Origin of the sequence: Cohnella xylanilytica (genome assembly GCF_014212175.1) — a bacterium.
In the GTDB taxonomy this organism is placed as follows: Bacteria; Bacillota; Bacilli; order Paenibacillales; family Paenibacillaceae; genus Cohnella; species Cohnella xylanilytica.
The window spans coordinates 24,698-39,124 of record NZ_JACJVR010000051.1 but is presented as its reverse complement, the minus strand read 5'-3'; the positions used below and the strand labels follow the sequence as shown (position 1 = coordinate 39,124).

Annotated in this window: 8 protein-coding genes; 1 reads left to right on the top strand and 7 read right to left on the bottom strand. The window is 62.8% G+C overall.

Annotated elements, in window-relative coordinates; genetic code table 11:
* Positions 1–163 precede the first annotated feature (163 nt).
* From H7B90_RS12805 to lacZ, 5 genes are all read right to left on the bottom strand, one after another.
* The gene (locus H7B90_RS12805; protein ID WP_185136275.1) at positions 164–1,435 is read right to left on the bottom strand and encodes a methyl-accepting chemotaxis protein; all 1,272 of its coding nucleotides are present in this window, start codon (positions 1,433–1,435) and stop codon (positions 164–166) included.
* A 171-nt stretch (positions 1,436–1,606) separates the two neighbouring features.
* On the bottom strand, positions 1,607–2,521 hold the full coding sequence (locus H7B90_RS12800; RefSeq protein WP_185136274.1) for an NAD(P)/FAD-dependent oxidoreductase: 915 nt from the start codon (positions 2,519–2,521) through the stop codon (positions 1,607–1,609).
* Positions 2,522–2,740: 219 nt separating this feature from the next.
* Complete coding sequence (gene araA, locus H7B90_RS12795; RefSeq protein WP_185136273.1) at positions 2,741–4,234, bottom strand: L-arabinose isomerase; 1,494 nt, start codon at positions 4,232–4,234, stop codon at positions 2,741–2,743.
* Positions 4,235–4,449: 215 nt separating this feature from the next.
* Positions 4,450–4,695, bottom strand: a complete 246-nt coding sequence (locus tag H7B90_RS12790) for a DUF3892 domain-containing protein (RefSeq protein WP_185136272.1) — start codon at positions 4,693–4,695, stop codon at positions 4,450–4,452.
* A 65-nt stretch (positions 4,696–4,760) separates the two neighbouring features.
* Entirely contained in the window at positions 4,761–7,898 is a 3,138-nt protein-coding gene (lacZ, locus tag H7B90_RS12785; RefSeq protein WP_185136271.1) for a beta-galactosidase, LacZ type, read from the bottom strand.
* Between the two features lie 114 nt (positions 7,899–8,012).
* Here lacZ and H7B90_RS12780 point away from each other — a divergent pair, with 114 nt between their 5' ends.
* Entirely contained in the window at positions 8,013–8,840 is an 828-nt protein-coding gene (locus H7B90_RS12780) for an AraC family transcriptional regulator (protein WP_185136270.1), read from the top strand.
* A 1,146-nt stretch (positions 8,841–9,986) separates the two neighbouring features.
* On the opposite strand, the gene H7B90_RS12775 is transcribed toward H7B90_RS12780, so the two are convergent.
* Positions 9,987–12,356, bottom strand: coding sequence for a glycoside hydrolase family 95 protein (locus H7B90_RS12775; protein WP_185136269.1), 2,370 nt, complete (start codon positions 12,354–12,356; stop codon positions 9,987–9,989).
* A gap of 6 nt (positions 12,357–12,362) precedes the next feature.
* On the bottom strand, positions 12,363–14,393 hold the full coding sequence (locus H7B90_RS12770) for a beta-galactosidase (RefSeq protein ID WP_185136268.1): 2,031 nt from the start codon (positions 14,391–14,393) through the stop codon (positions 12,363–12,365).
* Between the last annotated feature and the right edge of the window lie 34 nt (positions 14,394–14,427).

Sequence of the window (14,427 nt, the reverse complement as noted above, 5' to 3'; positions counted from 1 at the left end):
TCCTTATTATAGAGGAAAAATCCCTTATTTTCATCTGAATTTTCAAATTTATTTTGTAAATTCGGTTCTGAGAACAAAAAGAAGAGGCCCGATAAGGAGCCTCTTTACATCCTTCGACAGGATTCCTTCCAATTCGATGACTTAAACTCACAACGGACTTCCCTTATTTGAAAAACGAGACTTGCTCTTGCAGATCGGATGATTTGGCTCGAAGCGCTTCCGAGGACGCGGCGATCTCCTGCATGACGGCGGTCTGCTCCTGCGAGGCGGAGCTGACCTCCTGCGCGCCGAGACGGATCGCTTCGGCCACCTGGGCTACCTTCGTCGCCTCGTCCAGCGCTCCATCGATCTGCTCCGCCTGCTCCGACAGCCTCGCCGCGATCGCATCCACCGTCTCCCCGACGAGCGCCGCCTCGCGCACGACGACCTCGAGCGAAGCGGCCGATCGCTCGCCGTGCCGCGCCTCGCGGTCGGCCACCTCCGCCTGCCGCTCGATATGCTTGGCGGCGCTGGCCACCTCCGCCTGAATGCGCGAGAGAAGCTGGCGGATGTCCTTGACGGCGCTGCCGCTCTGCCCGGCGAGCGTCTTCACGGCCTGGGCCACGACGACGAAGCCGCGGCCCTCTTCCCCGGCCCTTGCCGCTTCGATCGAAGCGTTCAGGGCCAGCAGATGCGTCTGCTCCGCGAAGTCCCCGACGACGTTCGAGATCGAGCCGATCTTGTCCGCGTATTCGCTCAGCCGGCGAACCACCTCCAGCGCCTCGCGGTTCAGCTCCGCGAGCTGCCGCATGCCGTCCGCCATCGACCGGAACACCGTCTCGCTCTCTTCGACGGACGCGTTCATCGTCCGCGCTCGCCGGCGGGCGCCTTCCGCTTCGGCGTTCATCTCGGCGGCCGCGGCGCACAGCTGCTCGACGGACGACCGCATCGTCAGCGCGGAGGCCGACTGCCTCCCGGTTCCCGCGGTAATCTCCTCGGCCTGCCGCGACATCGCCTCGATCCGAAGTGCCGCTTCGCCGATCGCCCCTTGCAGCTCCGCCACGTGCTGGTCGGTCAGCCGGGAATTGTCCCGGATCCCGTGAATGATCGAGACGAGCCGCTTCAGCATGTCGTCGAACGCGCGGCTAAGCATCGCGAGCTCGTCGTTCGTCCTTCCGACGCTCACTTGCACGCTCAGGTTCCCGTCCGCCGCCTGCTTCGCGGCCGCGGTAAGCGACAACAGCGGGCGGAGCAGCCACTTCGAGAAGAGCAAGCCGAACAGCCCGGTCCAGAACACCCCGACGATCAACGTCAGCAGCACGAACAGCCCGTTCGGCATGAAGTCGAACCAATCCTTGAGCACGAGCAGGAAGAAGGCGCTCGTTCCGTATGTCACGGCCGAGACCGCGGTAATGCCGAAAACCATTTTTTTGACGATGCCGAACTTGACCACCATTTCGTTCCCTCCGCGTTGTCGAATGAAGGCGAATGCCCGCTAGGGTTCATCCTATCATACGGCACCTTTTTCCAGTGTGATATAAATCACACCAAGCCAAAAACCGCGCGAAATGACGCCCTCGCGCGGTTAGAAGCCGTATTGGAGAGGATCAGAGCCGATCGGCCGATTCTAGCCCGGGAGGAAGCTCTCATGGATGAGATCCCCGTTGACGCCCATCGCGGCGCGGCTGCCTTCGGCGGCGGCCACGATCAGTTGCGCCGGCGAGATGACGGACGCGTCGCCCGCCGCGAACACCCCCTCGACGCTCGTACGTCCGAACTCGTCGGTCTCTATGCCGCCTTTCCCGTTCATTTTGCAGCCGAGGGATTCGGCGATGGCCGAACCCTGGAACCACTCGCTGACGACGAATCCGCCGCGCCTCCGCTCTTCCTCCCCGCCTTCGAAGATCACCCTGCTCAGTATGCCGTCCGTGCCGAGCGCAACGCGGATCCGGCTCTCGTTCCAGCGAATCCCGTTCGCCTCGAGCGCGCGCTTGCGCCCTTCGGCGATCGCCGACCCGTTCGTGCACAGGAGCAGATTGCGGCTCCATTGGGACGCCGTCTTGGCCAGGTGGTACGCCTTCTCCTCCTGCTCGCCGATGACGACGAGCGGCTGGTCTCGCAGTTCCCAGCCGTCGCAATACGGACAGCTGAACAAGCTTCGTCCGTACAGCTCCCGGAGGCCGTCGATGGCGGGAAGCCGCTCCTTGAGGCCCGTCGCCACGATGAGCTTCTTCGCCTCGAAGCGCTCCCCTTCTTCCGTCCGAAGCCGGAACAGTCCTCGTTCGTTCGCGACTTCGGCTACCTTCATCCGATGGACGGACACGTTCCCGTACTTCCGGATATCCTCGTGCGCCGCCCGCCGCAGCTCCGCGGGCGCGATCCCGTCGCGCGTGAGGAAGCCGTGCGCCTCGCGCGTGACCGCGTTCCGCGGCTCGCCTTCGTCGAACAGCGCGACCCGCCGGCGGGCCCGGCCCAACACGAGCGCCGCGCTCAGGCCCGCCGGCCCGCCGCCGATGATCGCGCACTCGAGCAGAGAGCTCATGCGCAGAACCTCCTTTTTATGGCCGGATTGGGTTCGATCCCTTCAGTATGGTTCCTTCCGGCCTTCGGCATTCGCGTCCGAATTCGCGCATTCGAACCGATCGCTCCCGGACGTTCCGCCTCGCTTCAACGCATTACCCTCCGCCAACGTCGCCGAAACGGCGAAACCCCGCGACCGGATCGACCGGCTGCGGGGTTCCGCGTTGCGTATAGGAACGGCTTAGCGCAAGTGCGACCAAGCGACTTGGCCGAAGCGCAGCTCGTTCTTGAACTGGCGGATGTTCGTGTCCTTGTCGATGACGACGGCTTCGACGCCGGCGATCTCGGCGAAGTCGAGCACCTGCTCGGTCGTGACGACGAGCGAGAAGACGGTGTGGTGAGCGCCGCCCGCCAGAATCCAGGCTTCGGCTCCTTCATGCAGGGACGGCTGCGGCTTCCACAGCACGCGCGCGACCGGCAGCTTCGGCATCGGCTTCTCGACCTTGACGCCTTCCACTTCGTTGACGATGAAGCGGAAGCGGTTGCCCAGGTCGACGACCGAGATGTTGATCGCCGAGCCCGCTTGCCCGTCGAACACGATGCGCGCCGGATCGGCCTTGCCGCCGATGCCGAGCGGATGAACCTCGATGCGCGGCTTCGTCTCGGCCACGGTCGGGCACACTTCCAGCATGTGCGCGCCGAGAACCATCTCGTTGCCCGGCTCGAAGTGGTACGTGTAGTCTTCCATGAACGACGTGCCGACGTTGCCGGCCACGATCTTGAACAGACGGGTCAGCGCCGCCGTCTTCCAGTCGCCTTCGCCGGCGAAGCCGTAGCCCTGCTCCATCAGGCGCTGAACGGCGAGACCCGGCAGCTGCTCCAGCCCGTGCAGGTCTTCGAACGTCGTCGTGAAGGCCGTAAACCCGCCTTCGTCGAGGAAGCGCTTGAGCGCGATCTCGATGCGCGCCTGGTAGGCGATGGCGTCGCGGACCGGGCCGGCCGCGCGGCCTTCCGGCGCGATGTCGTACTTCTCCGCGTACTCGCCGAGCAGGCGTTCCACGTCCGCGTCGGACACCGCGTTGACGTACGCGACCAGGTCGCCGACGCCGTGCGTGTTGACGGACCAGCCGAACTTGATCTGGGCTTCGACCTTATCGCCTTCGGTGACGGCCACTTGGCGCATGTTGTCGCCGAAGCGGACGACCTTCAGCGTGCGGCTCTCGCTCCAGGCGACTGCCGTGCGCGTCCAGGCGCCGATGCGCGCGCGGACGGCCTTGTCTTCCCAGTAGCCGACGACGACCTTGCGGGCGATGCCGAGGCGCGCTCCGATGAAGCCGTACTCGCGGTCGCCGTGAGCGGCCTGGTTCGTATTCATGAAGTCCATGTCGATGGAATCCCACGGAATGTCGCGATTATATTGCGTATGAAGGTGAAGAAGCGGCTTGCGGAGCTCGGTCAGGCCGGCGATCCACATCTTCGCGGGCGAGAACGTGTGCATCCAGGTGATGATGCCGGCGCAGTGCTCGTCGGCGTTCGCTTCCTTGACCAGCTTCAGAATCTCTTCCGGCGTCGTGACGACCGGCTTGAAGACGACCGGGAACGGGATGGACGCGTCGGCGGACAGCCCTTCGGCGATCTCCTTTGAATGCGCATTCACTTCATCCAGCGTCTCCGGACCGTACAGATGCTGGCTCCCCGTAACGAACCAGAACACGTAAGGTTTCAATTGAATCATCGTCGTTCCTCCCGAATCTTCGATTCACTTGTACGTACATAATTACCTCCTCATTCTACTCCGTTTATCGAGACTTATCAAGACTATCCGGCGAAAATGGCGCTTTTACAAGCAAAACGCTCTTAACTTGTAAATACAAGACAACCATACATCCGTACAAGCAGAAACGGCCTCGCCCCGGTAAAAGGCGAAGCCGCTTCCGCCGTCCCTTCCGTTCAGAAGGTCGGCAAGTTGTCCAGGTTGTTGTCGGGATTGCCGTCGGCGTCGGAGCGAAGATGCTCGTCTCCGTCGCGGCCGCGGAACACGTTGACGTTCGCGATCTGGCCTTGCTTGGCCATCGCCTGCGCCTGCTTGTAGTCGACGACCTGGCCGGACGACAGCTGCAGCTCGACGATGTCTCCGTCGCCGTTCTTGCGCACCGCGACGACCTCGGGGGCTTGGTTATTCGATTCTGGCGTCATGACTGTTCCACCTCCTGCCGGTATCCTTCCCTAGGATTGGAAATCCTATGCAGGAGGCGGAAGCGTCAACGCCCCGCGCCGATGCCGGCTGCGGACAGCTTGAACCCGAATTCGTACGTCCGGTTGGCGAACAACGTATATTCCGGGTGAACGGGCGCTCCCCAGCTGTCGTCTCCGCCGACGCCCATCTGCTTGTAGCGGACCCGGACGACGGTGTCGTCCGATTCCGGCAGCAGGTGATGGTGATCGTACCGCTCCATCTCCTGAGGCGAGTACGGAAGCGCGCTGAATTCCACCGTCGGCAGCCCTTCGACGCGAACGCCGCGGCCTTCTTCGTCCGTCACCGTCGCGAACCGGACCTCGGTCTTGTTGCCGCATTCCTGCGGGCGCAAGTACGGCACGACCTGATCCTTCACCCGGCCTTCGTGAAGGCCGAGCTTCGCCCCGACGTTGCGGTCCCAATAGCTCTCGTTCGGCCCCTTGCCGTACCACTCGAGGCGGTCGAAGCTCGCGTCCATGGCGAACAGGACGCCGACCTCCGGGATCTCCGGCAAGCCCTCTCCGGGCGTAAGACGCAGGCCGATCCCGATCTGCCCGTCTCCGCGTACCGAATACTCCATCGCGCAGCGGGAGACCGGGTTCGTCGGCAGCTCGTAGTCGGCCGAGACGACGACTTCGCCCTCCCCGCTTCTCCAGGCGAAGCGCACCAGCTTCTTGCCCGCTCCCGCTTCCCGCCAGACCGCGCACCGCTCGTGATGCCCGTTGCCGCGGTCGTTGTCCGTGTATGCCCGCCAGAAGTTCGGCGCGAGCGCCCCCTTCAGCAGCTCGGTCTCGCCGGCCCGGTACGAGACCAGCTCCCCGTTCGCCTTGTCGAAGCGAACGGAGAAGCCTTCGCCGCGAATGGCGAGCGCGGCGGCTTCCTCCGCCGTCTCGAGCGTTCCGGCGGCGGGCTCCGCTTCCGGGGCCGTGCGGCCGGCCGGCAGCGCGAACTGCGCGAAGGCGAGCTCGTGGCCGGCTTCGGCCCAAGTCGTTCCCTCGCGAAGGCGGGCGCTCAGCGTCAGCACGCATTCTTCGCCGGGGCGGGCTTCCTTCGGATAGGAGCCGCCCAAGTCGACGGCGACGCTCTCGCCCGGGGCCGCCGCCGCGCGGAAGCGGCCTTCGCCGATCCGGACGCCGTTCGCCGTCAGCTCCCACGCGAAATCGAATTCGTCCAGATTCGAGAACAGGAACTTATTCCGCAGCGAGAACACGCCTTTCGCGAGATCCTCCGCCGCGAAGTCGATGCTCCGGTAGCACGCCTTCGCTTCCAGCAGCTTCGGCGACACGGTCCGGTCGGCGAAAATAAGCCCGTTCCCGCAGAAGTTCCCGTCGTGCGGCGACTCGCCGAAGTCTCCTCCGTAGGCGAGATGCGAGCTTCCGTCCGCCGCCTTCACCCGGATCGCCTGGTCGATCCAATCCCAGATGAAGCCGCCCTGCAAAATCGGGTAGCGGTCGAACAGCTCCGTATATTTGTGGAGGCCGCCGCACGAATTGCCCATCGCGTGGCTGTACTCGCACAGGATAAACGGCTTCCGCGGCTTCTGTTGAGCGGACTTGGCGTACGCTTCGATGTCCTGCGGCTTCGTGTACATCTGGCTCTCGATGTCCGAGGCCCGCTCCGACTTGCGGCAGTGGAACACGCCCTCGTAATGGACGACCCGCGACGGATCGTTTTCCTTCAGGAAATCGTGCATTTTCTCGAAATTGTCTCCGCCCCACGCCTCGTTGCCGAGCGACCAGATGACGACCGACGGATGGTTCTTATCCCGCTGAAGCATCGAGTTGCAGCGGTCGAGCACGTTGTCCGTCCACTCCGGCTTGCTGGCCGGCACCGTGTGGCCTTCGTCGTTCTCGTCCTGGCCGTAGCGCCAACTGCCGTGCGTCTCCAGGTTCGTCTCGTCGATGACGTACAGCCCGTATTCGTCGCACAGGTCGTACCACTTCGGATGGTTCGGGTAGTGGGACGTGCGCACGGCGTTGATGTTGTGCTGCTTCATCAGCTTGACGTCGGCGACCATCTCCTCGTAACCGAGGGCGCGGCCGGTGTCGCAGGAGAACTCGTGACGGTTCGTTCCTTTGAACACGATCCGCTTCCCGTTTATTTTCATCAGGCCGTCCTTGATCTCGAAGCGGCGGAAGCCGACCCGGCAGCTCGCCCAGTGCAGGCTGCGGCCGTCCGCACCCTTGAGCTCAAGCGCGAGCGTGTACAGGTTCGGGTGTTCCGCGCTCCACTGCAGCGGCCGGTCGACGGCGACGGCCCCGTCCAGCTTGACGGTTCCGTCCGCGCCGAGCCCGCCGGAGAGAACGAGCGGCCGGTCCAGAACGGGCTGGCCGTCCCGGTACAATTGGGCTTCCACGGTCACGTCCCCGGCATAGCCCCCGTTGTAGTCCTCGACGCTCGCCTCGAGCCGAAGCCGACCGTTCGTATAGTCGTCGTCCAGCTCCGCATGCGCGAAGAAGTCCGTCAGGCGGACGCCGGGAGCCGAATACAGGTATACGTCCCGGAAAATGCCGCTCATCCGCCAGAAATCCTGGTCCTCCAGCCAGCTCGCGTCGCACCAGCGGTACACCTCGACCGCCAGCTTGTTCTCCCCTTCGACGAGGTACGGCGTCAGGTCGAACTCGGCCGGCGTGAACGTATCTTCGCTATAGCCGACCAGCTCGCCGTTCAGCCAGACGTAGAAAGCGGATTCAACCCCTTGGAAGCTGATGAAAACGGGTTGGCCCTTCCAGTTCTCCGGAACGGAGAACGTCCGCACGTAAGAACCGACCGGGTTGTACTTCGTCGGCGCGAACGGCGGCAGCAGCTCCTCCTGATGAATCCAGGGGTAGTTCACGTTCGTGTACTGCGGATAGTCGTAGCCTTGAAGCTGCCAATGGGAGGGGACTTCGATCTCGTCCCAATTTCCGTGATCGTAGCCGAGTTCGTAGAAGTTTCGAATTCGTTTGTCCGGATTTTCGGCCCAGGCGAACTTCCACTTCCCGTTAAGAGACTGGTAGTAGGGAGACGTCTCCATGCTCCGGTTCAGAGCCTGTTCGAGGGAGTCGTAAGCGATCATCGTGGCGTGAGCCGGCAGCCGGTTCAATTGGAAAATGTCCGGGTTATGGTTCCATTCCGGATATCCGTTGGCGGGCGGCGTATAGACGAACTTCGATTTGGACAATTGCGGCACCTCTTTGCTTGATATTAATATATTTTGATTATAAAATGAGGGTGTTTCTTTTCCTATCGCAGTATTTTCGTCTCTCTATCACAATATGAAGGTGGAATGGGCGCCGTGGACGAATTGATCTTCCCGATCTTGACCGAGACGGACGTCAGGCTGCCCCTCTACTTGACCAGCGTCGGTCACTGGGACCACCAGGAGCGAATGGCGAGGCCCGAAGGCTTCCCCGACTATCAATGGCTGCAAGTGCAGTCGGGGGAAGGCGAGCTGACGGTCGGAGGGCGGAGATACGTCGTCCGGGCGGGCCAGGCGATGTGCCTGTTCCCTCACGAGGCTCATTCTTACGGGCCGTTGTCCAAAAGGTGGGAGCTCACCTGGGCCGCGTTCGGAGGGAACTTGTCCGGCGAGCTGCTCGCCCAGGCGGGAATCGCGCAGTCGGGCGTCTATTCGACGACGGATCGGGAGCTGCTTCTCTCCCATCTGCGGAGTCTCCTCGGCTGCGCCATGTCCGGCCGGCCGTTCTCCGGGATCGAGAGCTCCAAGCTGCTGTACCAGTTCCTGCTCGACCTGATGAAGAGCGTTTACGTCTCGTCCCCTTCCGCCGAACAGAACTACTCCCGCCTTCGGCCCGTGCTCGATTATATCGAACGGAACGCTCACCGTCCGATCGCCATCGGGGAGCTGGCGGCGGAGGCGGGGGTCAGTCCCCAGCATTTGTGCGCGCTGTTCCGGCAGACAATCAAGATGCGGCCGATCGAATACGTCAACCGCCAGCGCGTGAACCGGAGCAAGGAGCTCATGATCCGCGACCCCGGCCTCAAGATGCAAGACATCGCCGCTCTGGTCGGGTTCGAGAGTCCCAGCTATTTCGGCTCCGTCTTCAAAAAAATGGAGGGAGTCAGCCCGGAGCAATTCCGCCGCATGCACCGGACCCACTAACCGAAGGAAGCCGAGCCGGCTTCCTTCGTTCATTTCCGGCTTCCCGGCCCCTGTCCCTTGTCCAGCCGGCGTGTCGCCTCCCATTATCCCGTTCGTTCAGTCCGTGGCTCTTATCCCATCTGCTCTGTACTCCCGCCATTATCCCGTCCGCTCAGGTTGGCTGTTCCGTCTACATTTCTCCTTGCCTCGTCCCCCTATCCCTTCCGCTCAGGTTCAGGTATCGCCCCTTCGTTCAGTACCACATCCCCTCTGCCTTCATTTTTCTTGAACTTTGTACCGCTCTCCCATTCGCTTAGTCTGCTGCTCCCTGCCGTCAAGCCCTGTGCCATTATCCCACCCGTTCAGCCATCTGCTTCATATTCGATTCCTAGCGCCTTCTACCATTGGTCGGACGGCTCCCATAATTTCATTCCTTCCCCCCGTGCCACTATCCCACCTGCTCAGTCGACTACCCCGTTTTCGATTCCCCATGCTTTGTGCCATTATCCCGCCCGCTCAGTCGACTCCCCCCATATTCGATTCCCCACGCCCGTGCCACTATCCCATCCGGTCAGGTTCCATGTCGGTTGCTGGCCAATACGTGCCATTATCCCGCCCGCTCAGTCGACTACTCCGTAATCGATTCCCACTCCCGTGCCTCTATCCCACCCGCTCAGGTTCCCCACTTTATTAAACTTAGGCATCGGATAGTGGCACTGATATAGGTTAACCTCTATTCAACTGATCGATGGGGTTAGTGATATGGCCCCCTTCCGGGATTCTCATGAGCATGCTGGTTTAAGTACTGATTCGAGGGGATAGAGGTACCATTGCGTAAAACTCGTACAGAAGCGTGGGGATAGTGGTACCGTTGAGCAAAACTCGAACTGAGGAGCGGGGATAGTGGCACTACTGCGCAAAACTCGTACTGAGGAGTGGGGATAGTGTTACTATTGCGCAAAACTCGTACTGAGGCGCGGGGATAGTGGTACCTATACGCAATATTCATACTGTGGCGTGGAGATAGTGTCACGAGGTTTGTGTATCAAAATCTAGATTGGGCAGGTCCTGATGGAAGGGGATAATGGCATAATAGGCGCTAGAAAAGCGAAAAAAGCCACGGAGGCTCGATCGGAGAGACAGAGCCGCCGTGGCGGGACTGCTGCATTACAACGGGCGAATCGTATAACGGGTGCCGGGCGCGGCGGCGAAGCGAAGCTTGCCGTCCGAGGTCCGCTCGGCATCGACGGAGCCGCCCGACGATTCAACGGCAAGCGAAGAAGCCGCGAGAACGGTGCAGGCGCCTCCGCCGGCCGAGAAGACTTCCGCTTCCTTCAGCTTGCCGTCCTGCCAGCTGAGGGCGACTTCGAACCCGCCGCGCGCCCGCAGCCCGCGTACAGAGCCGTTCGGCCAGGCGGACGGAAGCGCGGGGAGCAGCTCGAGATAGCCCTCGTGAGACTGCAGCAGCAGCTCGGCGATGCCGGCCGTCGCGGCGAAGTTGCCGTCGATCTGGAACGGCGGATGGGCGTCGAACAGGTTCGGATAGACGCCGCCGCCTTCGTAGCGTTCGTCGCCGATCCGGACGAGCTTCAGCAAGTTCGAGATCAAAGAGCGCGAGCGGTCTCCGTCGCGGAACCTTGCCCAGAGGCCGATCTTCCAGCCGAGGCTCCACCCGGTTCCGGCGTCGCCTCGGCGCTCGAGCGACTGCTTCGCGGCCGCGAACAGCTCCGGCGTCGCTTGCTCGGTCAACTGGCGGCCCGGGTAGACGCCGAACAGGTGCGAGACGTGGCGGTGGTGGACGTCCTCGTCCTCGAAGTCGCGGGACCACTCCTGCAGCTGGCCGTACCGGCCGATCTGCAGCGGCAGCAGCCGCTCGCGGGCGCTCAGAAGCTCCGCGGCGAACGCTTCGTCCAAGCCGAGCTCCTCCGACGCCTCGATGCAGTTGGTGAACAAATCCCAGATGAGCGACAGATCCATCGTGGAAGCGACGCTGACCGCGACCAGCTTCCCGCTCTTGGGATCGCGGAATTTGTGCTCCGGCGAAGTGGAAGGCCCCGTGACGAGACGGCCGTCCGTATCCTCATAGAGCCAGTCCAGGCAGAACAAAGCGGCTTCCTTCATGACCGGATAAGCATGGTCCCGCAACCAGCCGGCATCCCGGCCGAACGCGTAATGCTCCCACAGGTGCTGGCTCAGCCAGACGCCGCCCATCGGCCAGTACGCCCACGACGGATCGCCTTCGCCGAACGCGCCGACCGGAGCGCTATGCCCCCAGATGTCCGAATTGTGATGGGCGGTCCAGCCGCGCGTTCCGTAGTTGGTCGCCGCCGTGCCCGCGCCGTTCGCGGCCAGGTTGCCGATGAAGGACAGGAGAGGCTCGTGGCATTCCGCGAGGTTGCACGTCTCCGCCGGCCAATAGTTCATCTCGGCGTTGATGTTCAAGGTCCAGTTGCTGCTCCACGGCGGCCGCGTCTCGGCGTTCCAGATCCCCTGCAGGTTGGCCGGCTGCGTCCCCGGACGCGAGCTTGCAATCATCAAATATCGTCCATAGTGGAAAAGCAGCTCGACAAGACCGGGATCGCGAGCCCCGAATTCCTCGATCCGCTTGTCCGTCGGCATGTCGTCGGGCGCGATCGAGCCCCCGAGGTCCAGCTCCACCCGGTCGAACAGGCGGCGATAGTCCTCGACGTGCGCGGCGCGCAGCTCCTCGTACGGCTTGGCGAACGCCGCCCGCAGCCGCTCGGCCGCGAGAGCCTCTTCATCGGCTCCGTCGGAGGCGGGAGACCGGTCGAAGCCGTTGAACGAGGTGGCCGCGCTGAACAGCAACGTAATCGCGGTAGCGCCGGACACGTACAAGCCGCCGGCGTCGACCTCGACCGAGCCGTCTTCGCAGACGGCGGCCAGACGGGCGGCGAAGCGCATGCCGTCCCGGTCGTAATCGACCGGATGCGGCATCGTATGATAGTTCGGATCGACGTGCCCGGGAGCCCGGCCGCGAAGGACGAGCTGGCCGTCCGCGACCGACGTCCGCGAACGCAGCGGGCTGTCCAGCTTCGCGGCGAAGCTGAGCGCTCCCGGACGGCTGGCGGTCAGGCGCATCGCGATGACCTGGTCCGGGTACGACGCGAACGTCTCGCGGACGAACCGGACGCCGCCGATGTCGTACTCGACGCGGCTGACCGCCTCGCGAAGATCGAGCTCCCTGCGATAAAGCGGATAGGCGTGGTCGCCGTGCTCGAACGACAGAGTCAAATGTCCGAGCGGCAAATAGGACTGCGTGTAAGGCCCCATCATCTCCTTGCACAGCTCGTTCGCTTCGACGTACTTCTCTTCCGCGAGCAGGCGGCGCACTTCGGGAAGAACCTCCCGGGCCCGGGGGTTGTTCCCGTCCTTCGGGCCGCCCGACCACAGCGTATCCTCGTTCAGTTGCAGCCTCTCGGTCTCGATGCCGCCGTAAACCATCGCTCCCAACCGGCCGTTGCCGATCGGAAGCGCCTCGGTCCACTCCTTCGCGGGCTTAAAATAGTGCAGCTTCAAGCGCCCTTACTCCCCTCTCTCGACGATGACGACGCCCTTGGCGCCGATCGCGACGGTTCCCGACACTTGGCTCCCCGTCAGCAAGTCGACTCCGCCCCGGTCCCCGAGGTCGACTGTCGCCTCCTCCGCGTTGTGATTCAGCAGGAACAGGAACGACTTGCCGTCCTTGACCCGCTCCGCCGCTTCCACGCCGGCCGGCACCTTCGCCAGCGGCCGGATGCCTTTGTCGGCGACCAGATTCGCCAGGAAGTCGCTCATGAACCGGGCGTCCGGGCTTGTCGCCACGTACCAGGCCTGGCCCTGTCCGAAGCGGTTGACCGTCAGTGCCGGCATTCCCTTGTAGAAGTCCGAGCCGTATTCCGCCAGCACTTCGGCGCCTTCCGAGTGAATAAGATCGCACAGCAGGCCGCATTCGTACGTGCCGCTCAGCGCGCCTTGCTCGCCCTTCATGACGACCTGGTTGCGCGCGTCCGGGAACAGGGCGTCGATCTCTTCGGCCCAGATGCCAAGCACCTTGCGCAGCTCGCCCGGGTAGCCGCCCAGCGTGACGATATCGTTCTCGTTAACGATGCCGCTGAAGAAGGTCGTGACGAAGGTGCCGCCGGCTTCGACGAAGGCTTCCACTTTTTTGGCGTATCCTTCCTTCACCATATAGAGCACCGGAGCGATGACGATGTCGTAGCCGCTCAGGTCGGTCTCGACTCCGATCATGGCGGTCTGGACGCCGAGCTTGAACAGCGCGTCGTAATACTTGTGCACTTCGTCCACGTACTTCAGCGCGACGGTCGGGCCGCTCGTCAGCTCGGTCGCCCAGCGGTTCTCCCAGTCGTAGACGATGGCGACCTTCGCCGCCGAACGCGCATCGAGCAGCTTGTCCCCGAGCTGCTGCAGCTCCCGTCCCAGCTCCGCGACTTCGCGGAACACGCGCGTGTTCTCGTGGCCGACGTGCTCGATGACGGCGCCGTGGTACTTCTCGCAAGCGCCGACCGACCGGCGCAGCTGGAAGAACATGACCGTGTCCGCTCCGCGCGCCACCGCTTGGTAGCTCCACAGCCGCATGACGCCGGGGCGCTTGAGCGAGTTGTAAGCCTGCCAGTTCTGCTGGCTCGGCGTCTGCTCCATCAGCATGAACGGCTGGCCTTGCTTCAGGCCGCGCATCAGGTCGTGCGTCATCGCCGTGAAGCTGAACGGAGTGTCCAGCGACGGGTAATTGTCCCAGGAGACGACATCGAGATGCTTCGCCCATTCGAAGTAGTTCAGTTCCGGGTAGAAGCCCATCAGGTTCGTCGTCACCGGAACGTTCGGGGTGTGCCTTTTCAACTCTTCGTATTCAATCTTGTAGCATTCGAGCAGACTGTCCGACTGGAAACGGCGGTAATCGAGAGAGATCCCCTGGAAGTTCGTCCGGTTCCCGTCCCACTCTTCGCTGAGCGCGTTCGGCGGCACGATCTCGTCCCAATCGTAGAACGTATGCCCCCAGAAACGAGTGTTCCAAGCCTTGTTCAGTTTGTCGATCGTACCATAGCGCTTGCGCAGCCAGCCCCGAAACGCTTCCGCGCAGTTGTCGCAGTAGCAGTAGCCGCCGTATTCGTTGGAGACGTGCCAGATGAGCAGCGCCGGATGGTCCTTGTAGCGCTCGGCCAGCTTGCCCGCGATCAGCTTGGAGAAGTGGCGGAACACCGGGCTGTTCGGACACGAATTGTGGCGGCCTCCGAACTTGCGCTTGCGCCCGTGATAGTCGACGCGGGTCACTTCCGGGTACTTCTTCGCCATCCACGCCGGATGCGCGCCCGTGCTCGTCGCCAGGCAGACGCCGACCCCGTTGCGATGAAGCCGGTCGATCGTCTCGTCCAGCCACTCGAAGTGATAATCGTCTTCGCTCGGTTGGCTCAGCGCCCACGAGAACACGTTGATCGTCGCCACGTCGATTCCCGCCAGCTTGAACATCCGATCGTCTTCCGCCCATGTATCCGCTTCCCATTGTTCCGGGTTATAGTCTCCGCCGTACCAAATTTTCGGCAATTTCTCGTTGATCAAATCGGCCACTCCTTTGTCGATATAAGGATATCCT